The sequence below is a fragment of the Streptomyces sp. NPDC079167 genome, assembly GCF_040686735.1.
Lineage (GTDB): Bacteria > Actinomycetota > Actinomycetes > Streptomycetales > Streptomycetaceae > Streptomyces.
Map to the genome: position 1 here is coordinate 174,384 of NZ_JBFBLO010000003.1, position 22,556 is coordinate 196,939.

Genomic DNA, 22,556 nt, shown 5'->3' on the forward strand with positions numbered 1-22,556 from the left:
GGTGCCTTGCTGCATTGCCAGGTCACGCTACAGCCTCTGTCCGACACACCGGTTTTCCAGAGTGACCGGTCATCCAATCGGCTCGCGTGCCGTACGCGCAAATTCCATGCGCTTCCTGTAACGCTTCCGAGACGCTTCTTGTGCGTAGGGTCACGGAACGGGCACCCGGCTTGACGTGTCGTACCCCTCGGGCAGACTTGGCCCGTAATAGGGATGATCGCGTCCGTCGGGCGCCGAGGGGGATGCAAGTCATGAGCCACGACGGGGCACACGGCGCCCAGGGGCGCTACGCGGGCGGTTCCGTGGCCGGCGGCCGCTACCAGCTGCGCGACCTGCTCGGCGAGGGCGGCATGGCGTCCGTCTACCTCGCGTACGACTCGGCCCTCGACCGCCAGGTCGCGATCAAGACCCTGCACACGGAGCTGGGACGCGAGCAGTCCTTCCGCGAGCGTTTCCGGCGCGAGGCGCAGGCCGTCGCCAAGCTGCAGCACACCAACATCGTCTCGGTGTTCGACACGGGCGAGGACGAGCTCGGCGGCGCGCTGATGCCGTACATCGTCATGGAGTACGTCGAGGGGCAGCCGCTCGGCTCCGTGCTCCAGTCGGACATCCAGCAGTACGGCGCGATGCCGGCCGACAAGGCGCTCAAGGTGACGACCGACGTGCTCGCCGCCCTGGAGACCAGCCACGAGATGGGTCTGGTCCACCGCGACATCAAGCCCGGCAACGTGATGATCACCAAGCGCGGCGTCGTCAAGGTCATGGACTTCGGTATCGCCCGTGCCATGCAGTCGGGCGTCACCTCGATGACCCAGACCGGCATGGTCGTCGGTACCCCGCAGTACCTCTCCCCCGAGCAGGCGCTCGGCCGCGGCGTCGACGCGCGCTCCGACCTGTATTCGGTCGGCATCATGCTCTTCCAGCTGCTCACGGGACGTATCCCGTTCGACGCGGACTCCCCGCTCGCCATCGCGTACGCGCACGTGCAGGAGGAGCCGGTCGCCCCGTCGGGCATCAACCGGTCGATCACGCCCGCGATGGACGCCCTCGTCGCCCGCGCGCTGAAAAAGAACCCGAACGAGCGCTTCCCGAGTGCCGCGGCGATGCAGGACGAGATCACTCGCGTCCTGAACGCGAGCGGCCCCGCGGGCGCCCCGGTGATCGTCGGCGGCGGTGCCCCGGCGAACAGCGGCTCGGGCGTCGGATCGGCGGTCTTCCCGCCCGTCGACCAGGCCGCCCCGGCCCCGCACAGCGTGCAGACGCCGTACCAGCCGCACCCTCAGCAGCCGGGTCCCTACGGCGTACCGACCCCCGCACCCACCCCGGGCTACGGCTACCCGCAGGCGGCCCAGCCGTACGGCACGCCGGCACCGCTGGGTCACCAGACCCCACCGCCGTACACGATGGCCCCGCAGACCGTCACGGGCGCGGGCGGCAGCGGCGGGTCCAGGCGCAACATGCCGGTCGTCGTGGGGTCGATCGTGGTCGCCCTGGTCGCCATCGGCGGCCTGATCGCCTTCCTCAACATGAACGGCGACTCGGAGAACGGCAAGGGCGGCGACCCGGGCACCAGTGAGGCCGGCGTGGCAGGCGAGCACAAGGATCCGGAGCGGAACCGGACGATGAAGACCGAGAAGTGCACGGACGCGCCCGAGGACACGGACGACCCGGCGAAGGTCCAGGCCCCGAACTTCGTCTACAAGGACATCCTCTCCGCGAAGGCGTGCGCCATGGCCGCGGGCTGGACGATCAAGGAGATCAAGGTCGAGGGCAACACCTACGCCGAGGACCAGGTCATCGACCAGTTCCCGAGCGCGGGCGCGGCCGTGGCCGAGCGGGACGCCCACTTCGAGCTGCGCATCGCGACGGGTGACCCGGCCTGACCGGCCGGCCGCCTGCCTCCGCCCGCTGCCGGGCCTTCCGCTCTGACCGGAACCGGTGAGGGGCGCCGTCCGGACGCACTCGGGATGCCGGACATATCGGTGCGTGTGACGCTGATCCCATGCCTCCAGGACTCCCGGCTTCACGGTCGTCACGGTGCGTCGCCTGTGTGGTGACAGCGGTCTGGGTGGCACTCGGGCCCGCCGCCCTGGCACATGCGGAGGGCGGGTCGGTCGCGTCCGTACGCCCGGCACACTCGGCACACTCGGCACATTCGGCACCCCCGGGGCATCGGGCTCCGGCTCCGGCTCCGGCTCAACCCTCCGGCTCCTCATCCTCCACTGCGAGTCCGTCTGCCTCTGCCTCCGCCTCCGCCGAGGCGTCGCCTCTGGCCGGGCGGCAGGCCGGGGAGGGGCGGGCGCGGCCGGGGAGGTCCCTCTCCCCCCTGGAGGCCGCGGAGTCCGAGGCCGCGGCGGACGAGATGCCGCCGGATCCGGATCCCGCGAAGGTCCCTGCCTTCACCCCACCACCCGAGGCGTTCCCGGAGCCCGGTGCGACAGCGCGGCAGCGACAGGCGCTTGACGAGCCCGCCCTGGAGCAGGTGCGGGACGTGTCGCTGGGCAGCGGCATCGCCCTGGTCGGGCTGGGACTGGCGTTCCTGGCCCTCCGCATGCGCCGCCCGAACTGACCCGTCCGAACTGACCCGTCCGACCGGCCGGGGCCTTGGCCAGGGGCGCTTGCGCCGAGCAACATACTGGGTATACATACTCAGTATGTCGATCCGCCACGGGCTGCTGGCCCTCCTTGAGCGGGGACCTCGGTACGGCTCCCAGCTCCGCACCGAATTCGAGTCCCGCACCGGTTCCACCTGGCCGCTGAACGTCGGGCAGGTCTACACGACGCTGAGCCGTCTGGAGCGCGACGGCATGGTCGCCCAGGACGGTGAGGACGACGCGGGCCATGCGCTCTACTCGATCACCGAGGACGGGCGCAACGAGCTGAGGAGCTGGTTCGCGACCCCCGTCGACCGCAGCAGCCCGCCCCGCGACGAGCTGGCGATCAAGCTCGCGATGGCGGTCGGGGCGCCCGGCGTCGACATCCGCGCCGTCATCCAGTCCCAGCGGAGCCACACGCTGAAGGCGATGCAGGACTACACCCGGCTGAAGGCGCAGGCGCTCGCCGACGTACCCGCCGACCGTGACGAGGTCGCCTGGCTGCTCGTGGTGGAACAGCTGATCTTCCAGGCCGAGGCGGAGGCACGCTGGCTCGACCACTGCGAGTCCCGTCTCGTGCGCCTCGCCGCGGCCGCCGCGACCGAACCCGCCGCGCCCACGAGCCACGGGACCACGCGCTCCACCGCTCCGCGCCCGTCCGCCCGCCGCTGACCGACGGCGACGACAGCCACACCGGGCCGCGCCACTCCGGCCCACGGCCCCTTTCCGTACACCGTTCTCAGGGGGAACAGCCCACCATGTCCTCGTCCGTCCCCGCACCGTCCACCGGTCTCTCCGTGGACGCTCCCGTCCTCGAGCTGAGGGCCCTGACCCGCACCCACGGCTCCGGCATCGCCGAGGTCCACGCCCTGCGCGGCATCAACCTGTCCGTCCACACCGGTGAGCTCGTCGCCGTGATGGGGCCCTCCGGTTCAGGCAAGTCCACGCTTCTGACCCTGGCGGGCGGCCTGGACACCGCGACCAGCGGTCAGGTCGTCATCGAGGGCCAGGACATCTCCGCGCTCGGCCGCAAGGGCATCGCGCGTCTGCGCCGGCGCAGCGTCGGTTACGTCTTCCAGGACTACAACCTGATCCCCGCCCTCACCGCCGCGGAGAACATCGCACTGCCGCGCGAACTCGACGGCGTCTCCGTACGCAAGGCGCGCAAGGAGGCCATGGCCTCGCTGGAGGAGATGCACCTCGCGGAGGTCGCCGACCGCTTCCCCGACGAGATGTCCGGCGGCCAGCAGCAGCGCGTCGCCATCGCCCGCGCCCTCGTGGGTGACCGCCGCCTCGTGCTCGCCGACGAGCCGACCGGAGCGCTCGACTCCGAGACCGGTGAGGCGGTGCTCGCCCTGCTCCGTAACCGCTGCGACCAGGGCGCTGCCGGGGTGATGGTGACGCACGAGCCCCGGTACGCGGCCTGGGCGGACCGGGTGGTCTTCCTCCGGGACGGGTCGATCGTGGACCAGACGGTGGCCACCGCCGCCGAGTCCCTGCTCGCCGCTGAAGGTGCCGAGTGAGCGTCTTCACCGGGTGGCGCGCCGCCCTCCGGATCGCCCGGCGTGATGCCATGCGGTCCAAGGGCCGCAGCGCTCTCGTCGTCGCGATGATCGCTCTGCCGGTCCTCGGTGTGACGGCCGCCGACGTGACGTACCGCAGTTCCGCGTCCACCGTCGCCGAGGACCTGACCGCCCGGATGGGCTCGGCGGACGCCGTGTTCAGTTCGCCGGGCATCGGGCCCGTCCCACTGGAACAGATGCCCGACGCCAGTACATGGGGCACTCCTGAGGACGAGCCCGAGATCCCGGCCGACGACGAGCGCGACCCCGTCGATGTGCCCGCCACGTTCCCGGAGGGTTCGCGCTACCTCACCGAGCAGTCCGTACCCGCCGTGGTCACCACGCGGCACGGGGTCGCCAACACCGAGATCGTGGAGCTGCGCACCTCCGATCCGGCGGTCCGGGGCAGGCTCGACCTGGTCGACGGCGCGTACCCGCACGGCGAGGGGGAGATCGTCGCGACCGAGCACTTCCTGGAATCGGCCGGGCTCGCTGTCGGCTCCCGCACGACACTGCGCGGCCCCGAGCAGACGTACACGATCACCGGCAGCGTCGAGCTGCCCGGGGAGCTCGACAAGAGCGCCCTGTACGCCGACCCGGGGGCGGTGCTCGCTCCGTGGAAGGCGGCGGCCGACCGTGACGAGAAGGTCGTCCCTCCCTACCCGGGCGACATGACCTGGCTCGTCCGCGGCCCCGCCGGTGCCGGCATCTCCTGGCCGGATGTGCTCAAGGCCAACGAGAAGGGCGTCGTGGTGCTGTCCCGCCAGGTCGCTCTCGACCCGCCCCCGGACTCCGAGGTCCCGCTGCTCGCGCACCAGGACATCTCCTCCTACGAAGGCTCCTCGGAGCTGAGCGCGGCGGTGGTGACCGTCGTCGCCATGACGGTCCTGGAGATCGTCCTGCTGGCGGGTCCCGCCTTCGCGGTAGGGGCCAGGCGCTCGCGCAGGCAGCTCGGCCTCGTCGGCACCTGTGGCGGCGACCGGGGCCAGGTCCGGGCCGTCGTGCTGTCGGGGGGCCTGGTCCTCGGCGCGGTGGGCGCCGTGACCGGTGTCGCCGCCGGGCTCGGCCTCACCGTCCTGTTCCGTCCGATGATCGAGGGCTGGATGGGAAGCCGCTTCGGCGAGTTCGACATCCGCCCCTGGGAGCTGCTGGGCATCGCCGCCATCGGCCTCGTCACCGGAGTCCTGGCGGCTCTGGCGCCGGCGATCGTCGCCGGCCGGCAGTCGGTGCTCGAATCGCTCACCGGGCGCCGTGGAACACGCCGGAGCTCGCGCGTCCTCCCCGTCGTGGGCTGCGTGGCGCTGGCGGGCGGCGTGGTGGTCGCCGTGTTCGGCGGCATGAGCGCCGACACCCGCCTCATCGCCGGCGGCTCCGTGGTCGCCGAGCTCGGGGTGCTCGCCTGCATCCCCGTGATCGTCGGCTTCCTCGGACGGCTCGGTACCCGGCTCCCCCTCTCCCCGCGCATGGCACTGCGCGACGCGGCGCGTAACCGAGGGCGTACGGCGCCGGCGGTCGCCGCCGTCATGGCGGCCGTGGCGGGCACCGTCGCCATCGCCACGTACACCACCAGCGTCATGGCGGAACACGACTACGACCACGTGCGCTCCCTCACCCCGGGCACGGTGGCGCTCATCGCCTCGGAATCGGCCGGCGTGGACCAGCTTCCCCTCGCCAGGACCGCCGCGGAACAGAATCTGGCGGTCAGCGGCGGCCGCGCCGACATCGGGCGGGTCTGGGCCGGGTCCGACTGCACGGTCTACTACGAGGACGAGAACAGCTGCGGGGCGCTCGAACTGGTCAAGCCGACCGGGGAGGGCCACACATGCCCGCTCCAGGGGGAGGGTGCCAAGGAGCTCGCCGAGAGTCTCTCCGCCGACGAGCACAAGAAGCTGATGGGCTCCCCCGCCTGCGTCGACGAGTACATCACCGCACAGGCAATCTCCACGGGCGAGAGCAACATCGCCGTGGGGGACGCCGCACTGCTCAGGTCGTACGTGAAACTCGACGACCCGGCGGCGGCCGAAGCCCTCGCGGCCGGGACTCCTGTGCTGCTCAACCCGGCGTACGCACAGGACGGCCAGGTCACGCTCAAGGCCGTACACACGTACAACGAGCGCGACAAGGAGAACCGCAAGCTCCATCCGGGGAAGGCCAGGACCACCACGGACCGGCTGAAGGTGTACGTCGCTCCCGCGAAGTACGCCACCACCCCCGGGATCCGGATGATCCTGCCGCAGCGGACCGCGGAGCGGCTCGGGCTGCACACCGAGGCGTACGGAAGCATCTACACCGTCACGCACACGCCGACGGACGCCGAGCAGCAGGCTGTGGCGGCCGCGTTCACCCAGGCCGGCAACGGGGTCTACCTCCAGGCGCCGAATCCGATGGAGACGCGCGACGAGGATGTGGTCCTGCTGATCCTCGCCCTGTTCGCGGGCGTCGTCACGCTCGGCGCGGCCGCCATCACCACCGGTCTCGCCAAGGCCGACGCGGAGGCCGACCTCACCACGCTCAGCGCGGTGGGGGCACCGCCGGGCGTGCGGCGCTCACTCTCCGGGTTCCAGTGCGTGGTCGTCGCCCTCACGGGCGTACTGCTGGGCACGGCCGCGGGCGTCGTGCCTGCGGTGGCCCTGCGCCTGGTCGACCTGCGGGAGGCGATGGAGGCGATGCGTGCCGAGCCCATGGACTCCGCGTACACGCCCATCGTGATGCCGTGGGAGACCATCGGGTTGCTGGCCCTGGTCGTGCCGGTCCTGGCCGGGCTGCTGGCGGCCGCCTTCGCCGGCTCACGGCTGGCCCTGGCACGGCGCGCGGGGTGAGCACCCTCGTGAGGTGAGCGGCTGCTCCTGTGCCCCCGGAAAGGTTGGATCTTGCCTTTCCGGGGGCACCACCGTGTTGAGCAGTCGGTGTGGGAGACAATGTCGGCATGGAAATGCCGAGGAGTGAACGGTCGCAGGAGCACCCCCAGGTCCTCGTGGTGGGGCAGGACGGAATGGCCATCGGCGGCGGTGGGGGTGACGACGAGTCGCGCGAGGTGCCGGTGACGGAAATGGTCGAACAGCCCGCGAAGGTCATGCGGATCGGCAGCATGATCAAGCAGCTTCTGGAGGAGGTCAGGGCGGCTCCTCTCGACGAGGCGAGCCGTGTCAGGCTCAAGGAGATCCACGCGAGCTCGGTGAAGGAGCTCGAGGACGGCCTGGCGCCGGAGCTCGTGGAGGAGCTGGAACGGCTCTCGCTGCCGTTCACCGAGGAGTCCGTCCCCTCGGAGGCCGAGCTGCGGATCGCGCAGGCCCAGCTGGTCGGCTGGCTGGAGGGCCTTTTCCACGGCATTCAGACGGCGCTGTTCGCCCAGCAGATGGCGGCCCGCGCCCAGCTGGAGCAGATGCGCCGCGCCCTCCCTCCGGGGGTCGGTCAGGAGGACGAGGAAGGCGGCGTCGACCCGCACGGACCGGCGCGCTCCGGCCCGTACCTCTAGGGTCTTCCGTCCGGACGAGAGCAGCCCCTGGGACCTGAGCCCACACCGACCGTGGTACGCACCGGGGCCCGGCACACGCCGCGTGTGCCGGGCCCCGCGTCTGTGCTGTGCTGTTCTCTGCCTGGCGCTCGCGTCAGGCCTTCGGCAGCCTGGCGCTCGCGTCAGGCCTTCGGCGCGGCCAGGAGGATCTTGCCGATGTGGCTGCTGGACTCCATCAGCCGGTGTGCTTCCGCCGCGTCCGCCATCGGCATCGTGCGGTCCACGATCGGCCGGACGACGCCGTCGGCGAGCAGCGGCCACACGTGCTCGCGTACCGCCGCGATGATCGCGGCCTTCTCCGCGAGCGGTCGTGCGCGGAGCGACGTGGCCGTGACAGCCGCCCGCTTGCTCAGCAGGGCGCTCAGATTCAGCTCACCCTTGGCTCCGCCCTGGAGACCGATGATGGCGAGACGGCCGTTCACGGCGAGGGCCCGCACGTTCCGGTCCAGATACTTCGCTCCGACGATGTCCAGGATGACGTCCGCTCCGGCGCCGTCCGTCGCCTGCCGCAGCTCCTCGACGAAATCCTGCTCGCGGTAGTCGATGAGGATGTCGGCGCCCAGCTCCTGGCAGCGCGCCAGCTTCTCGGGACCTCCCGCCGTCACCGCGACGCGCGCGCCGACGGCCTTGGCGAGCTGGATCGCCATCGTGCCGATACCGCTGGAACCACCGTGGACGAGGAGGGTCTCGGCGGGCCGCAGGTGGGCCACCATGAAGACGTTGGACCAGACCGTCGCCGCGACCTCGGGCAGCGCCGCCGCATCGACCAGGTCCACACCGGCGGGCACGGGCAGCAGCTGTCCGGTCGGTACAGCGACCTTCTCCGCGTATCCGCCGCCCGCGAGCAGCGCGCACACCTCGTCGCCCACGGACCACCCGGTCACCCCGGGGCCGAGCGCCGCGACACGGCCCGCACACTCCAGACCGGGGTAGGGGGAGGCGCCGGGCGGGGGGTTGTAGAACCCCTGCCGCTGCAGGACATCGGCCCGGTTCACCGCGCTGGACACGACCTCGACGAGAACTTCGCCCTCGCCTGGTACGGGGTCGGGGACCTCGGCCCATACGAGCGCTTCGGGGCCGCCGGGTTCGGGGATCGTGATCGCATACATGGCGGCGAGGCTACTCCGTGCGGAGTCCCGGACGGGGGCGGCACTGCCTGCGTCGTGTCCGGGACCCGCTCCTACGGCCGCTGGTTGGGCTGCTGCGGATAGCTCGTCGGCGCCGTGTGGCTCGGTGAGGCGCGCACGATGGTGATCACCCGGTCCGTCAGCTGCAGGGGGCTGGCCGCGGGATCGTCGTAACCGAGCAGCCGGTGGCCGCGCAGGACGCTGACCACGAGGTCGTCGGTCTCGCGGACGTTCTTGCCCACCTCGGCCTTTATCACCGGCCGTTCGACGAGATCGAGCCCGCTGCCCTGCTGGATGAGGTCCTCCATCACCGTGCCCGCGCTGGGGCTGAGGACCGACAGACCGAGCAGCCGTCCGGCCGCGCTCGCGCTGGTGATCACGGCGTCGGCGCCCGACTGCCGCAGCAGTGGCGCGTTCTCCTCCTCGCGGACCGCGGCCACGATCTTCGCACCCCGGTTGAGCTGACGCGCGGTCAAGGCGACCAGCACCGCGGTGTCGTCGCGCTGGGTGGCGATGATGATCTGGCGAGCCTTCTGGATCTCTGCCCGCAAGAGCACGTCACTGCGTGTCGCATCACCCAGGACGCCCACGAAGCCCTCCGCGTTGGCCGCCTCGATCACCTTGCCGGCCGGGTCGACGATGACGATCTGGTCCTTCCTCAGACCGGTGGCGCAGAGCGTCTGGATGGCTGAGCGGCCCTTCGTGCCGAAGCCGACGACCACGGTGTGTTCACGCAAGTTGCTTCTCCAACGATTCAGCCGGAAGTCCTCGCGGGTCCGTTCCGTCAGGACCTCGAGGGTGGTGCCGACCAGGATGATGAGGAAGAGCACCCGCAACGGCGTCACCAGCACCACGTTGACGAACCGGGCCGGGTCGCTGTACGGGACGATGTCGCCGTAGCCGGTCGTCGACAGCGTCACCGTCGCGTAGTAGACGGCGTCGAGGAAGTCGACCCTCTCGTCGGCGTTGTCGTGGTAACCGTCCCGGTCGGCCCAGACGATGAAGACCGTTATGGCCAGCACCGTGAGAGCCATCGCCAGTCGCTTGGCCACCTGTCGCAGCGGTCTGTCGACGACGCGCCGGGGCAGGAGCACCCGGGTCGGGACGACATGTTCGTCCGCCCGCCTGGCCATCGCGTCATGGCCGGGAAGTTTCACGTGAAACACCCTTCCGTCCACGGCGATGCCGAGGCCCACGGTAGATCGAGGATCTCCACCTCGGTGCCGGACCGTACCCCGCCGGGCCCCACCACGGCCAGCCCGTCCGCTGCCGCGATCCCACGCAGCATGGCGGGACCGTTGTAGTGCAGGGGTACGACGCTGTCGTCGCGGTGGACCACGGGAATCAACCGGGTGTCATGTGGGTGTCCGTGCACCTCTTCGCGGACGGGGGCGCGGTAGCGGTCCTGGGCGGGCCGCCCGGCGAGCCCCCGGAGCAGCGGCTCGGCCAGTGTGAGCAGTCCGGACACCGCGGCGAGGGGGTTGCCGGGCAGGCCGACCACGCAGGGGCCGCCCTCGGCGAGCCGCGCCAGGAGCATCGGATGTCCCGGCCGTACGGCCACCCCGTCGACCAGCAGCTCGGCCCCGATCTCGGCCAGGACCGGATGGACATGGTCCACCGGGCCGGCGGCTGTGCCACCCGTGGTGAGGATCAGGTCGGCGTCGGAGGAGAGGAGGGCCCGGCGGAGGGCGTCGGCATCGTCACCGAGCCGCCTGGGCTCGGCGACCTCCGCCCCCAGGGCGCGGAGCCAGGGGGCGAGCATGGGGCCGAGGGCGTCGCGGATCAGCCCTTCCCGCGGGAGCCCCGCCGTGAGGAGCTCGTCACCGAGGACGAAGACATCCACACGGGGCCGGGGCGCGGCGACGAGGGCGTCGTACCCCGCGGCAGCCGCCAGCCCGAGAACGGGCGGGGTCACCACGGTCCCCACGGGGAGGAGCTCGTCGCCGGACCGGCACTCCTGGCCCCGGGGCCGGATGTCCTGGCCCTGCACCACTTCGCGGGTGGCGTGCAGCAGCCCCTTGGCCTCGTCGCAGTGTGCGTGTTCGCTGCGGATCACGGCGGTGGCGTCCGCCGGGAGGCGAGCGCCCGTGGCGATGCGCAGGGCGTGCCCGTCGGGGAGCGGCTCCACGGATCCGCGTCCGGCGAGCAGCCCTTCCCCTTCCCGTACGGCCCAGGGGCCCGGCCCCGCGACGACCCAGCCGTCCATGGCCGAGGTGTCGAACGACGGCAGATCGGTGAGCGCGACGACGGCCTCGGCGAGGACGTGCCCGAGAGCCCGGTCCAGCGGGAGCCGGTGGGCGGCCGGGAGGATGGCCCGGCCGAGACGGTCGGCCAGGGCACGCGCCGCGGGCCAGGCGGTGGCACCGTCCCGGTGGGCGTGAGAGGAAGAGCCGGGGGTGTGCGGGGGAGAACCGGGGGTGTGTGGGGGAGCGCCGGGGGCCGACGACGGTCCACGGTGACCGGAAAGGCTCGGGGCCGGGACGCCCGGCTCCCCTCCGCCTGGCACAGGGGCGTCCGGAGTCGGGCCGGTGCGCATGCCCGGAGCTGCCGGTGCCGGCCTGGAAGGCGGCTCCCCCGCGTCGGGCCGGCCCGGCGCGCGATGCTGAGTCCCCGGCTGCCCATCCGGGGCGGGATGCGAAGTGCCGGGCTGCCGGTCCGGGGCGGGATGCGAAGTGCCGGGCTGCCGGTCCGGGGCGGGATGCGAAGTGCCGGGCCGCCGTCCCACGAGGGCCAGTGCCTGCTCGACCGCCCGCTCCTCCTCGGCGGCAGCCCGCTCCTCCTCGGCGACCGCCCGCTTCCTCTGGGCCGCCCGTTTCTCCTCGGCCGCGCGTTCCTCCTCGGCCGCGCGCGTGTCGCGTCCGTGCGGGGTCATGGCGTGCCGGGTCCGCTTCCCGCAGCCGTTTCCTCCTCCCACCGGAGCGCGAGGGCGGTGGCCTTGCGGGAGGCTTCAGCCACGGCTTCAGCCGCGGCCTCCGGACTCTTGCCGCTGCTCGCCATGGCCGCCGCGTACCCCACCAGGAAGGTGGTCAGCGGCGCGGCGGGCCGGGCCACGCCGTGCGCGGCATCTCGGGCGAGGTCCAGCAGGACGCCGGTGTCGACGTCGAGCTCGATGCCCAGTTCGTTCTTGACTGCGGTGATCCATTCGTCCAGCACGGTCCCATGCTCCCTGATCCGGGCCCTGGCGGCGGCAATGTCTTCCCAGGTGTCGCAGTCGAACGCGGCCAGCGGCCCGGCCTGGACCCGGACCAGATCCAGTTCGGCGGTCAGCAACCGGAGGGGGAGACCGGCCAGGCTGCCGTGTTCGGTGGCGAGAAGGGCGAGTTCGCGGCGGAGCGGCTCGGCCCGGTAGACCGCGACCAACGGCTGGTCCCGGCCGCCCTGGTCGGTGCACAGGGCGCCTTCGCGGTCTCCCTGCTCCATCGCGGTCAGCAACGAGCGGACCGTCGGCTCCCCCAGGAACGGCAGATCCGCGGAGAGCACCAGCACGCTCTCCGCGGCCGTGTGCCGTACCCCGGCACCGAGGGCCGCCAAGGGGCCGCCGCCCTCGGGCACTTCACGTGTCCAGGTGACCGGACGCACGGTGGGCCTGCGCCCGCCGACCACCACGGTCGACCCGGCGTCGGCACATGCGGCGAGCACCCGGTCGAGCAGCGCACGGCCGCCCACGCGGAGCCCTGGCTTGTCGGCCCCCCCGAGGCGTTTCGCAGCCCCTCCGGCAAGGACGACGGCGTCATACGTGGTCATGCCCCTGAGTATGGGGGCCGCCCGCCGGTGACGGGCCCCCGGGGACCGAACTCACACGATGCCCGGGCCCCGGCCGTCCACCGGCCGGCTCGCTACAGCGTGCGGAGCAGCACCGCCGGCTGCTCCACACAGTCGGCGACGTAGCGCAGGAAGCCGCCGGCCGTGCCACCGTCGCAGACCCGGTGGTCGAAGGTGAGCGAGAGCTGGACGACCTGGCGAACCGCCAGCTCTCCTTCGTGCACCCAGGGTTTGGGCACGATCCGGCCGACGCCGAGCATGGCCGCCTCGGGGTGGTTGATGATCGGCGTCGAACCGTCGACGCCGAACACCCCGTAGTTGTTCAGGGTGAACGTCCCTCCGGTGAGCTGCGCGGGGGTCAGCTTCCCGTCCCGGGCGGCCTCGGTCAGCCGGGCGATCTCCGCCCCGATCGACTCCGCGTTACGGGTGTGCGCGTCCCGGACCACCGGAACGACCAGGCCTCGCTCCGTCTGGGCGGCGAAACCCAGATGGACCCCGGACAGCCGCACGATCTCCCGGGCTTCGGCATCCACCGAGGAGTTGAGCTCGGGGAACCTCGCCAGCGCTGCCGTGCAGATGCGGGCCAGCAGCGCGAGCACCGACACCTTCGGTCCTGCGGAGGTCCCCGCGGCGGCGTTCATCGCGGCCCGCGCCGCCATCAGCTCGGTGGCATCGGCATCGACCCAGCAGGTGGCATCGGGGATCTCACGCCGGCTGCGGGACAGCTTCTCGGCCACCGCGCCCCGGACACCGCGCAGCGCGATCCGCTCGGCCGACGGGTCCGGCTCCGTCAGGCCGCCGGTACGGGACGTGCCGGCAGCGCGTTCCTCGTCCACGGCTCTGATCGCGCACTCCACGTCGGTGCGGAGGATCAGACCGTCCCGCCCGGTACCGGCGACCTGCCGGAGGTCGAGACCGTGCTGTCGCGCCAGTTTCCGGACCAGCGGGGAGATGACTGCGACGGGCCCTTGGGCATCCCCCGCCGGGGGCGCCGCCGTCGCAGCCGCCGACTGCTCCGCCGCGGCAAGGTCCCGCTTCGGGGCTGTGGCCCTGGCCGAGGCCGTCCCCTCCTCGGGCGCCGCAGGGGTCTGCGCCGAGACCGGAGCGGGCCGCACCCGGCGTCTCCGCGCCGCCGGTGCGGCTGTGCCGTAACCGACCAGCACATTGCCGGACGCGTCGCCCCCGGAGCCGTCGCCGGAGGGATCGGCGGGGAGTTCGTGCCCGTCCACTCTCTCCATCGAGCCGACTGCCACCGTCAGCAGTGGCGCGCCGACCGGGAGCTCCGCACCTTCCTCGCCGAACCGCGCCGTCACCACTCCCCCGTAGGGGCAGGGCACCTCCACCATGGCCTTGGCCGTCTCGACCTCGACGACCGGCTGGTCGACGGCGACGACATCGCCGACCTCCACCAGCCAGCGCACGATCTCGGCCTCGGTCAGACCCTCACCCAGGTCAGGCAGCTTGAATTCGAGCACCTGCGCCATCAGCTCTCGGCCTCCCACTGAAGACGGGCGACCGCGTCCAGCACCCGGTCCACGCCCGGCAGATGGTGCCGCTCCTGCATCGGCGGCGGATAGGGAATGTCGAACCCGGCGACTCGCAGAACGGGCGCCTCCAGATGGTGGAAGCACTGCTCGGTGATCCGCGCCGCGATCTCACCGCCCGGCCCGCCGAACCCGGACGACTCGTGGACGACCACCGCACGCCCCGTGCGGCGCACCGACGCGGCGACTGTCCCGTCGTCGAAGGGCACCAGCGAGCGCAGGTCCACCACTTCGAGGTCCCATCCCTCGGCCGTGGCCGCCTCGGCGGCCTCCAGGCACACCGGGAGGGACGGGCCGTAGGTGATCAGGGTCGCGCTGCGACCGGGGCGCCGGACCACGGCCCGCCCGATCGGCTCGACCCGCGACGGCGCGTCCGGCGACCAGTCGGCCTTGGACCAGTAGAGCCTTTTCGGTTCGAGGAAGACCACCGGGTCGTCGGAGGCGATCGACTCCCTCAGCAGCCCGTAGGCGTCGTCGACCGTGGCCGGCATGACGACGTGCAGCCCGGGTGTCGCCATGTAGTACGCCTCGGAGGAGTCGCTGTGGTGCTCGACCCCACCGATCCCGCCGCCGTACGGCACGCGCACCGTGATCGGAAGAGGCATCGCGCCCCCGGTCCTGTTCCGCATCTTCGCGACGTGACTGACCAGCTGCTCGAACGCCGGATACGCGAAGGCGTCGAACTGCATCTCCACCACGGGCCGCAGCCCGTACATCGCCATGCCCACGGCCGCGCCGAGAATGCCCGCCTCGGCCAGCGGCGTGTCCGTACAGCGGTCGTCGCCGAACTCCTTGGCCAGGCCGTCGGTCACGCGGAAGACGCCACCGAGCGTGCCCACGTCCTCCCCGAGGACGTGCACGGTGGGATCCTCCGCCATCGCGTCACGCAGCGCCCGGCGGAGGGCCTGCGCCATCGTGGCCGGACCGGCCCTGCCGGTCCGTTCACCGGCCGTCGCGGCAGCGGTGCTCATCGTCCCTCCTCCGCGCCGCTCTCGTCGTGCGCGCCGTTCCCCGCGTCCAGCTCGGCCCGCAGCCGCGCCGCCTGCTCCCGCAGCTGGCCGGTCTGCTCCTCGTAGACATGGGCGAACAGATCCATCGGGTCGAGCGGCGGATCGGCGTTCATCTGCTCCCGCAGCCTCTCCGCCATCCGTTCCGCCGCCTCGTGCACCTCCCGGATACCGTCCTCGTCCAGCAGCCCCCGCCCGGTCAGCTCCCGCTCCAGAAGTCTGATCGGGTCGTGTGCGCGCCATGCCTCCACCTCGCTGTCGCCGCGGTAGCGGGTGGCGTCGTCGGCGTTCGTATGGGCGTCCATGCGATACGTGACCGCCTCGACCAGCGTCGGCCCTTCGCCCCGCCTGGCACGGGCCACCGCCTCGCTGAGCACCTGGTGCATCGCGGCCGCGTCGTTACCGTCGACCAGGCGCCCCGGCATCCCGTAGCCCACGGCCTTGTGCGCCAGGGACGGCGCCGCGGTCTGCTTGGCCAGCGGCACGGAGATCGCGAAGCCGTTGTTCTGTACGAGGAAGACCACCGGGGCCCGCCAGACAGCGGCGAAATTGAGCGCCTCGTGGAAGTCGCCCTCACTCGTCCCGCCGTCGCCGACCATCGCGAGGGCCACCACGTCGTCGCCCTTGAGGCGCGCCGCGTGCGCGAGGCCCACGGCGTGCGGCAACTGGGTGGCCAGCGGGGTGCAGAGCGGGGCGATGCGGTGCTCACGCGGGTCGTAGCCGGTGTGCCGGTCCCCCCGCAGCAGTGTCAGCGCCTCGACCGGGTCCAGACCGCGCGCGACCGCGGCGAGCGTGTCGCGATAGCTGGGGAAGAGCCAGTCCCGGTCCTCCAGCACGAGCGCCGCAGCGATCTCGCACGCCTCCTGGCCGGTGCTCGACGGGTACACCGCGAGCCTGCCCTGCTTCGTCAGTGCGGTGGCCTGCGCGTTGTACCGGCGGCCACGCACCAGCTCGGCGTAGAGCCTCAGCAGCAGCTCGGGGTCGACCCCGGCCGCCGCGTCCGTACCGAGCACGCGATGGGGCTCGGGGTCCGGGAGCAGCGGCGCGGGATCGGTGAGCGGCTTCCAGGCCGGGGGCGGCGTGGGCCGGTAGGCGGCTGCGCCGGGCAGCTCCTGGACCGTCATGACAAGCACCTCCTGGCATCGAGATATATCGAGGGGTGTCGAAATCTGCAGAATGTCGGGCGTGGGCAAGGCACGGATGTGGTGTGCCTCACCTACCGATTGTTCGGTCGCGGAGGCAATTTGGCTACAGGCACCCTCAGCCTGTGGACAAACGGTTCTCCACAGCCTGGGATAGAGACAGGTCGTCCACAACAGGGAGGCGCGGGCAGATGGCAGCTGAACAAATGGCCGACGGGGGCGGCGTCCAGGACCGCACTCCTCTCGCCCGGCCGCTCGACTCCATCGACCGTGCCATCCTGCGCATCCTCCAGACGGACGGCCGCGCCTCGATACGGGCGGTCGCGGAGCGCGTCCACGTCTCCCGGGCCAATGCGTACGCCCGGATCAACAGGCTCGTAGAGGACGGCGTGATCCGGGGATTCAGCGCACGGGTGAATCATGAGCGGGCCGGCCAGGCCGCCTCCGCCTACATCACGCTCAAGATCGTCCAGAATTCCTGGCGCACCGTGCGCGAACAGCTCCAGGCGCTTCCGGGCGCCACACACATCGCGCTGGTCAGCGGCGACTTCGACGTCCTGCTCCTGGTGCACACCCCGGACAACCAGGCCCTGCGCGAGCTGGTGCTGACCAGGATCCAGGCCATCCCCGAGGTGCTGTCCACCCGCACCCTGCTGGTGTTCGAGGAGACCGACCTGGGCCCCCGCCCGGACCGCACGGCCGAGATCAGCTGAGGGCCTTACCGGTCAGCCGGCCCGCATCCCCTCGAAGGCGAGCTGGACGACGGTGTCCGCGAGCTGCTCCGCCTCCTGGGATCCGCCGGGCTGCGGGCGGTACCACTCGACCAGCGAGTTCACCATGCCGAAGAGCAGCCGGGTCGCCAGGCGTATGTCCACGTCCGCACGCAGGTCGCCGTCCGCCACCGCGGCCTTGAGCAGCTCGGCGACCCGCTGGTCGAACTCACGCCGGCGCTCCAGGGCCCAGCGCTCCGTCTTCGTGTTGCCCCGTACGCGCAGCAGCAGCGTGACGTACGGCAGCTCCGCCATGAGCACCTCGACCGTCCGGCGCGTGACGTACTCGACCCGGGCGATCGCCCGCCCGCGGGTGGCCCCCGCCTCGTCGAGAATCCCGAAGAGCCCGTCGAGCGCCCGGCTCACCGCACGCTTCAGGAGCTCTTCCTTTCCCGCCACGTGGTGGTAGATGGACGATTTGGAGATGCCCGCCGCCTTGGAGAGGTGCTCCATGGACGTGCCGTCGTAGCCGCGCTCGTTGAAGACGCGGACGGCAACGGACAGGAGCGTCTCCGGGGTGTACGTGTCCCGCTTGGCCGTGGTCATGACCGCGATCCTCCCCCATGAGTTGTCCACAGGTTCCTTGGGGCCCCTTGTCCCGACCGATCGTTCGGTTACTCTAACTCCGTCAGCATGTCCCTGCCCGGCTCGACGAGGAGTTGGTCCGTCATGGCCGCCGAGCTTTCCCCCGAGAAGCTGTCCGAGATCCACCGTCCGACGCTCGACCAGGCCCTCGACGCGATCCGGACGCGCGCCTACTGGTCCCCGCACCCCGAGCACCCCAAGGCGTACGGCGAGGGAGGCCTCCCCGGCAGCCTCGGCGCGGCCGAGGGCAAGGCCGCTTTCGACGCCGTGCTCAACACCCGGCTGGACCTCGGCCAGCCCGGCACCGACGGCTGGACCGGCGCGGAGGTCTCGCCGTACGGCCCGGAGCTCGGCGTCGAGTATCCGCACGCCGACCCGGACGTCCTGCTCCCCGCCATGAGCGCCGCGACGGGCTCCTGGCGTGCGGCGGGCCCCGAGACGCGGGCCCTGGTCTGCGTGGAGATCCTGGCCCGGATCAGCGCGCGTACGCACGAGCTGGCCCACGCCGTGATGCACACCAGCGGGCAGGCATTCGTGATGGCCTTCCAGGCGGGCGGCCCGCACGCCCAGGACCGCGGCCTGGAAGCCGTGGCGTACGCGTACGAGGAACAGACGCGTACGCCGCGCAGCGCCGACTGGTCGAAGCCCCAGGGAAAGCGCGACCCGCTGCGGCTGGACAAGACGTACACAGCGGTGGGGCGCGGTATCTCCCTGTTGATCGGCTGCAACACCTTTCCGACGTGGAACGGCTATCCGGGCCTCTTCGCCTCGCTTGCGACCGGCAATCCCGTGCTGGTCAAGCCGCACCCGCGGGCGGTGCTGCCGCTCGCGCTCACGGTCCGGCTGGCGCGCGAGGTGCTGACCGAGGCGGGTTTCGACCCGAATCTCGTCGCCCTGGCGACCGAGCGGCCCGGCGAGGGCATCGCCAAGAGCCTGGCGGTGCGCCCCGAGATCAAGATCATCGACTACACGGGTTCCACCGCCTTCGGGGACTGGCTGGAGGCCAACGCCCGGCAGGCCCAGGTCTACACGGAGAAGGCGGGCGTCAACACGATCGTCCTCGACTCCACCGACAACTACCGGGGCATGCTCTCCAACCTGGCCTTCTCGCTCTCGCTCTACAGCGGCCAGATGTGCACCACCCCGCAGAATCTGCTCATCCCGCGCGACGGGATCACGACCGACGCGGGCGCCAAGTCCTACGAGGACGTGGTGGCGGACCTCGCCGACGCGGTGAGCGGGCTGCTCGGTGACGACGCCCGGGCCAACGGGCTGCTCGGCGCCCTGGTGAACCCGGACGTGAAGGCCCGGCTGGAGGGGGCCGCGGCCCTGGGCGACGTGGCACTGGCCTCGCGCCCGGTGGCCAACCCCGACTTCCCCGACGCCGTGGTCCGCACACCGGCCCTCGTGAAACTCGACGGCACCAAGCCCGACGACGGGGCGGCCTACCTCTCGGAGTGCTTCGGCCCGGTCTCCTTCGCCGTGGCCGTCGACTCCACCGGTGACGCTCTGGACCTGCTGCGCCGCACGATCCGGGAGAAGGGCGCGATGACCGTCGGCGCGTACACCACGTCCCCCGACGTGGAACGCGCGGTGGAGGAAGTCTGCTTCGACGAATCGGCTCAGCTCTCGCTGAACCTCACCGGCGGGGTGTACGTCAACCAGACGGCGGCCTTCTCCGACTTCCATGGTTCGGGCGGCAACCCGGCTGCCAACGCGGCTCTGTGCGACGGCGCGTTCGTCTCCAACCGCTTCCGGGTGGTGGAGGTCCGCCGCCAGGCCTGAGGGCGGGTCCGGCCGACGGCATCCGGTGGAGTGTGGACCCGCGCGAGGATCCACACTCCACCGCTCCGTCACCTGTCACCCGTCACCCGTCACCCGTCACCCGTCACCCGTCACCCGTCACCCGTCGCGCGGGTCCGGGACGTCCGCGTACCGCTGCACCCAGGCGTGCATCGCGATGGCGGCCGCCGCACCGGCGTTGATCGACCTGGTCGAACCGAACTGGGCGATCGAGCACACCATCGAGGCGTGCTTGCGCGCCTCCTCCGTCAGTCCCGGCCCTTCCTGCCCGAACAGCAGCACACACCGGCGCGGCAGCTCGGTCCGCTCCAGCGGCACGGCCCCGGGGAGGTTGTCGATCCCGATGATCGGCAGTTCCTCGGCCTCCGCCCAGGCAGTCAGGTCCGCCGTGTCCGGGTGGTGCCGCACATGCTGGTAGCGGTCGGTGACCATCGCGCCCCGCCGGTTCCAGCGCCGCCTGCCCACGATGTGGATCTCCTTCGCGAGGAAGGCGTTGGCGGTGCGCACCACCGAGCCGATGTTGAAGTCATGACCCCAGTTCTCCACCGCCACATGGAAGTCGTGCCGCCGCAGGTCGAGATCGGCGACGATCGCCTCCCGTGTCCAGTACCGGTAGCCGTCGCCCACATTGCGCCGGTCCCCGTGGGCGAGGAGTTCGGGGTCGTAGCGCTCCTCTTCGGGCCAGGGCAGCGGGTGCGGACCGACCCCGATCACGCCGTACCCGTCGTCGTACTGGATCGGTTCCCCGGAGGGAGCGGGCTCGGCTGCCGCCCCGGGCTCTTCTGCACTGCCGGTCTCGCTGGTCACCCGACGAGCGTATGGCCATCGCCACCGCCGCTGCGCGCGGCCTCCTCGTCGTCTTGCCCTGCCCGCCGCTGCCGGGGAAGCATCAGCCGCCCCGCCGTCCGTGAGAACAGACGCCGCCGGCCGAGCGACACCCGGTGCCCCAGCCACACCAGGAAGACCGTCGGCAGGAAGACGGCATCCGCGGCGATCATCGCCATGGAGAAGAAGGGCAGCCCCAGCAGGACAGCGATCCCCGCGTGCTCACCGATCATGAGGACCAGCAGGACGTTCTTCACCCGCCGGTTGAACAGGGTGAACGGGAAGGCGACCTGCACGATGACCGTGACGTACGTCAGCACCATGATCAACAGAGCGCTCGACGCGGCCAGTCCGGAGAGACCGTCCCACGGGGTGAAGTAGTCCAGCTGGAGCGGATAGTAGACCGCGGTGCCGTCCTGCCAGCGAGAACCCTGGATCTTGTACCAGCCGGCCGTCGCGTAGATCAGGCACACCTCGGCCATGATCACGAGGAGGGCGGCGTTGTGGGCGAAATTGGCCAGGACGTCGAGAAGGGCGCGCAGCTCATGGTCCGGCGCCAGACGGTTCAGGGCCCACCGGACGCCGTTTCCGAGCCACAGCACCCACAGAAGGGACTGCAGCCACCATGTGCCGCCGAGCCCTTGCATGAGGGTGGCCGGCAGGAGGACGCAGCCGAGGGCCACCCACAGGACCGGCCCCGCGACATCACGCGCCGGCGGGCCGCCCGCCGCGAGACGTGCGGCGTTCCTCGAAGCGCGGCGCGCGTCCAGGGACCACACCCGGGCACAGCGGGTCAGCACCAGGTAGACGGCCAGCAGATGGATGACGTTGTCACCGCCGTCGCCCATGAAGATGCTGCGGTTCTGGAGGGAGAGGACACCGACCATGAACAGGACGGACATGGCCCGGGTCCGCCAGCCGGTCATCAGGAGCGCGGCCGAGACCAGCGTGAGCCCGTACACGGTCTCGAACCAGACCGTGGAGTCCGACCACATCAGGGCGGTGAAGGCGTCGTTGTTGGCGATGAGCCGGCGCGCCATGTCCCAGCTCCACGGACCGTCCGGACCGTACAACTCGTGGCGGTTGGGCAGCTCTCGCAGCAGGAACAGCAGATAGGTGGCGGAGACACCGATCCGGACGACGGCGCTCTGGTACGTGCCGAGGGGGGCGGCCGTGACGCGCTGTACGGCGCGCGCGAGCGCGGGACCGACGGAGGCGGGGGCGGGGGCGCTCACTGCTCGGCCTTTCCGGCCTTCGAGGCCTGACCCGCTGCGGCAGCACCGGAGAGGTCGGACGGGGTCACGGTCCACCACGGGAGTTCCGTGTACCTCGGACGGGTACTGATTTTCTCGTCGCTCCACGCCGGCGCACCGACGGAACGCGTGGCGGACCTCACCTGGATGCGCTCGACCTTTCCGCCGTAGCCGTGTTCGGTGAGACGCAGCATGACGATGCGGCGGATGTAGCGCTCCGACAGCTCACCGCGCAGGCCGTTGGGGCGGTTCTCCCTGTCGTGGGAACCGGAGTAGAAGTCCCAGGCACGGCGCAGCTCGTTCTGGTCGACGTGGCTGGGGAGGGGATTGCCGCGTATCGCCTCGCCGTCGTCGCGCGAGAGATCGATCCAGCGCGTGATCTTGCTGCCGTCAGCACCGCCGTCGGCCAACTCGGCGCGTACGTGCACGGAGATGTTCTGCTGGAGCGGGTTGGGGGCGAACAGCTTCCAGTTCTGCTCGAACTCGGGATAGACCCAGTCGTCGACCACCTCGCCGTGCTGCTTCGTCAGGGTGTTGGACGGCGCGACGTGCAGAAAGATCATGGCTATGTGTACGCAGGCCAGCAGCCCCAGGCCGGCCAGCGCGAGCGCCGCGACGACCTGGTACGGAAGCGAGAGTGCCGCCATACCGCCGCCCGGCCGGCGTCCTGCCGGTCCCGGTTCGGCTCTTCCGGAACCCGGGCCTGGCTCAGGCCCTCCGGGCTCGGCTCCGGCCGCGGCAGTGTTCGGCGACGGCGCCGCGGCAGCCGGATCAGGGTGCGGGTCCGGGCGCGGGTCCGGATGCCGGCTCGCGTGCGGGTCCGGGGCCTGGTCCGGAGTCCGGTCCGGGGGGAGGACCGCCGCACCGGTGTCCGGTATTCCCGCAGGTGCGGCCTCCGCCTCCTGATCTGCGGACGGGCGGCTTCTCACGCCGGGCCAGGCGAGCTTCTTCTCGTTTCCGGTGCGCCCATCGTGGTCCCCGTCCATTCCGCCCCGATCACCGTCGATCACCACTCAGTTATCCACAGGGTTGACACCCTACGGGCCTCCGGCTCACCATTGAAGCCGA

General features: G+C 71.6%; 19 protein-coding genes. 8 read left to right on the top strand and 11 right to left on the bottom strand.

Going from position 1 to position 22,556, the window contains the following annotated elements; all coding sequences use genetic code 11:
• Positions 1-251: 251 nt before the first annotated feature.
• From AB0P41_RS08430 to AB0P41_RS08455, 6 genes are all read left to right on the top strand, one after another.
• Positions 252-1,883, top strand: coding sequence for a protein kinase (locus tag AB0P41_RS08430; RefSeq protein WP_365930934.1), 1,632 nt, complete (start codon positions 252-254; stop codon positions 1,881-1,883).
• A 479-nt stretch (positions 1,884-2,362) separates the two neighbouring features.
• On the top strand, positions 2,363-2,569 hold the full coding sequence (locus AB0P41_RS08435; RefSeq protein WP_365930936.1) for a hypothetical protein: 207 nt from the start codon (positions 2,363-2,365) through the stop codon (positions 2,567-2,569).
• An 85-nt stretch (positions 2,570-2,654) separates the two neighbouring features.
• Positions 2,655-3,266 carry a PadR family transcriptional regulator gene (locus tag AB0P41_RS08440; RefSeq protein ID WP_365930938.1) on the top strand — a complete coding sequence of 204 codons (612 nt, stop codon included), beginning with the start codon at positions 2,655-2,657 and terminating at the stop codon, positions 3,264-3,266.
• A gap of 86 nt (positions 3,267-3,352) precedes the next feature.
• Positions 3,353-4,117, top strand: a complete 765-nt coding sequence (locus AB0P41_RS08445; protein WP_356709169.1) for an ABC transporter ATP-binding protein — start codon at positions 3,353-3,355, stop codon at positions 4,115-4,117.
• Positions 4,114-6,975 carry an ABC transporter permease gene (locus AB0P41_RS08450; RefSeq protein WP_365930940.1) on the top strand — a complete coding sequence of 954 codons (2,862 nt, stop codon included), beginning with the start codon at positions 4,114-4,116 and terminating at the stop codon, positions 6,973-6,975. The genes AB0P41_RS08445 and AB0P41_RS08450 overlap by 4 nt, the downstream gene beginning before the upstream one ends.
• 107 nt (positions 6,976-7,082) lie before the next feature.
• Positions 7,083-7,631: a bacterial proteasome activator family protein gene (locus AB0P41_RS08455; RefSeq protein WP_356709165.1), complete on the top strand. Its 549-nt coding sequence runs from the start codon at positions 7,083-7,085 to the stop codon at positions 7,629-7,631.
• 161 nt (positions 7,632-7,792) lie between these two features.
• Here AB0P41_RS08455 and AB0P41_RS08460 read toward each other — a convergent pair whose 3' ends face one another.
• The 7 genes from AB0P41_RS08460 to pdhA all read right to left on the bottom strand — a co-directional run bounded on the left by AB0P41_RS08460 (position 7,793) and on the right by pdhA (position 16,234).
• Positions 7,793-8,779: an NAD(P)H-quinone oxidoreductase gene (locus tag AB0P41_RS08460; RefSeq protein ID WP_356709163.1), complete on the bottom strand. Its 987-nt coding sequence runs from the start codon at positions 8,777-8,779 to the stop codon at positions 7,793-7,795.
• A gap of 71 nt (positions 8,780-8,850) precedes the next feature.
• Entirely contained in the window at positions 8,851-9,993 is a 1,143-nt protein-coding gene (locus tag AB0P41_RS08465; protein WP_356709161.1) for a potassium channel family protein, read from the bottom strand.
• Positions 9,951-11,669 (bottom strand): molybdopterin-binding protein, encoded by a 1,719-nt coding sequence (locus tag AB0P41_RS08470; protein WP_365930942.1) that lies wholly within the window; start codon positions 11,667-11,669, stop codon positions 9,951-9,953. Before AB0P41_RS08470 ends, AB0P41_RS08465 begins: the two co-directional genes overlap by 43 nt.
• Positions 11,666-12,541, bottom strand: coding sequence for an NTP transferase domain-containing protein (locus AB0P41_RS08475; RefSeq protein ID WP_356709159.1), 876 nt, complete (start codon positions 12,539-12,541; stop codon positions 11,666-11,668). The genes AB0P41_RS08470 and AB0P41_RS08475 overlap by 4 nt, the downstream gene beginning before the upstream one ends.
• 92 nt (positions 12,542-12,633) lie before the next feature.
• Positions 12,634-14,043, bottom strand: a complete 1,410-nt coding sequence (locus AB0P41_RS08480) for a dihydrolipoamide acetyltransferase family protein (protein WP_365930944.1) — start codon at positions 14,041-14,043, stop codon at positions 12,634-12,636.
• The gene (locus AB0P41_RS08485; protein ID WP_356709155.1) at positions 14,043-15,074 is read right to left on the bottom strand and encodes an alpha-ketoacid dehydrogenase subunit beta; all 1,032 of its coding nucleotides are present in this window, start codon (positions 15,072-15,074) and stop codon (positions 14,043-14,045) included. The genes AB0P41_RS08480 and AB0P41_RS08485 overlap by 1 nt, the downstream gene beginning before the upstream one ends.
• Positions 15,071-16,234 carry a pyruvate dehydrogenase (acetyl-transferring) E1 component subunit alpha gene (gene pdhA / locus AB0P41_RS08490; protein ID WP_365930946.1) on the bottom strand — a complete coding sequence of 388 codons (1,164 nt, stop codon included), beginning with the start codon at positions 16,232-16,234 and terminating at the stop codon, positions 15,071-15,073. The genes AB0P41_RS08485 and pdhA overlap by 4 nt, the downstream gene beginning before the upstream one ends.
• A gap of 209 nt (positions 16,235-16,443) precedes the next feature.
• Here pdhA and AB0P41_RS08495 point away from each other — a divergent pair, with 209 nt between their 5' ends.
• Positions 16,444-16,965, top strand: a complete 522-nt coding sequence (locus tag AB0P41_RS08495) for an Lrp/AsnC family transcriptional regulator (RefSeq protein ID WP_356709151.1) — start codon at positions 16,444-16,446, stop codon at positions 16,963-16,965.
• A gap of 12 nt (positions 16,966-16,977) precedes the next feature.
• On the opposite strand, the gene AB0P41_RS08500 is transcribed toward AB0P41_RS08495, so the two are convergent.
• Positions 16,978-17,568, bottom strand: a complete 591-nt coding sequence (locus AB0P41_RS08500; RefSeq protein WP_365930949.1) for a TetR/AcrR family transcriptional regulator — start codon at positions 17,566-17,568, stop codon at positions 16,978-16,980.
• Between the two features lie 123 nt (positions 17,569-17,691).
• Between AB0P41_RS08500 and paaN the strand changes: the two genes are divergently transcribed.
• Positions 17,692-19,392: a phenylacetic acid degradation protein PaaN gene (paaN, locus tag AB0P41_RS08505; RefSeq protein ID WP_365930951.1), complete on the top strand. Its 1,701-nt coding sequence runs from the start codon at positions 17,692-17,694 to the stop codon at positions 19,390-19,392.
• 117 nt (positions 19,393-19,509) lie between these two features.
• On the opposite strand, the gene AB0P41_RS08510 is transcribed toward paaN, so the two are convergent.
• The 3 genes from AB0P41_RS08510 to AB0P41_RS08520 are packed head-to-tail and all read right to left on the bottom strand — an operon-like array spanning position 19,510 to position 22,474.
• Positions 19,510-20,217: a TrmH family RNA methyltransferase gene (locus tag AB0P41_RS08510; RefSeq protein WP_365930953.1), complete on the bottom strand. Its 708-nt coding sequence runs from the start codon at positions 20,215-20,217 to the stop codon at positions 19,510-19,512.
• The gene (locus AB0P41_RS08515) at positions 20,214-21,470 is read right to left on the bottom strand and encodes an HTTM domain-containing protein (protein WP_365930955.1); all 1,257 of its coding nucleotides are present in this window, start codon (positions 21,468-21,470) and stop codon (positions 20,214-20,216) included. Before AB0P41_RS08515 ends, AB0P41_RS08510 begins: the two co-directional genes overlap by 4 nt.
• Complete coding sequence (locus AB0P41_RS08520; RefSeq protein WP_356709453.1) at positions 21,467-22,474, bottom strand: DUF5819 family protein; 1,008 nt, start codon at positions 22,472-22,474, stop codon at positions 21,467-21,469. Before AB0P41_RS08520 ends, AB0P41_RS08515 begins: the two co-directional genes overlap by 4 nt.
• Between the last annotated feature and the right edge of the window lie 82 nt (positions 22,475-22,556).

Coding starts and splice junctions, on each gene's coding strand:
- AB0P41_RS08430 (WP_365930934.1), top strand. CDS start 252: ATGAGCCACGACGGGGCACACGGCGCCCAGGGGCGCTACGCGGGCGGT.
- AB0P41_RS08435 (WP_365930936.1), top strand. CDS start 2,363: ATGCCGCCGGATCCGGATCCCGCGAAGGTCCCTGCCTTCACCCCACCA.
- AB0P41_RS08440 (WP_365930938.1), top strand. CDS start 2,655: ATGTCGATCCGCCACGGGCTGCTGGCCCTCCTTGAGCGGGGACCTCGG.
- AB0P41_RS08445 (WP_356709169.1), top strand. CDS start 3,353: ATGTCCTCGTCCGTCCCCGCACCGTCCACCGGTCTCTCCGTGGACGCT.
- AB0P41_RS08455 (WP_356709165.1), top strand. CDS start 7,083: ATGGAAATGCCGAGGAGTGAACGGTCGCAGGAGCACCCCCAGGTCCTC.
- AB0P41_RS08460 (WP_356709163.1), bottom strand. CDS start 8,779: ATGTATGCGATCACGATCCCCGAACCCGGCGGCCCCGAAGCGCTCGTA.
- AB0P41_RS08470 (WP_365930942.1), bottom strand. CDS start 11,669: ATGACCCCGCACGGACGCGACACGCGCGCGGCCGAGGAGGAACGCGCG.
- AB0P41_RS08475 (WP_356709159.1), bottom strand. CDS start 12,541: ATGACCACGTATGACGCCGTCGTCCTTGCCGGAGGGGCTGCGAAACGC.
- AB0P41_RS08480 (WP_365930944.1), bottom strand. CDS start 14,043: ATGGCGCAGGTGCTCGAATTCAAGCTGCCTGACCTGGGTGAGGGTCTG.
- AB0P41_RS08485 (WP_356709155.1), bottom strand. CDS start 15,074: ATGAGCACCGCTGCCGCGACGGCCGGTGAACGGACCGGCAGGGCCGGT.
- pdhA (WP_365930946.1), bottom strand. CDS start 16,234: ATGACGGTCCAGGAGCTGCCCGGCGCAGCCGCCTACCGGCCCACGCCG.
- AB0P41_RS08495 (WP_356709151.1), top strand. CDS start 16,444: ATGGCAGCTGAACAAATGGCCGACGGGGGCGGCGTCCAGGACCGCACT.
- AB0P41_RS08500 (WP_365930949.1), bottom strand. CDS start 17,568: ATGACCACGGCCAAGCGGGACACGTACACCCCGGAGACGCTCCTGTCC.
- paaN (WP_365930951.1), top strand. CDS start 17,692: ATGGCCGCCGAGCTTTCCCCCGAGAAGCTGTCCGAGATCCACCGTCCG.
- AB0P41_RS08520 (WP_356709453.1), bottom strand. CDS start 22,474: ATGGACGGGGACCACGATGGGCGCACCGGAAACGAGAAGAAGCTCGCC.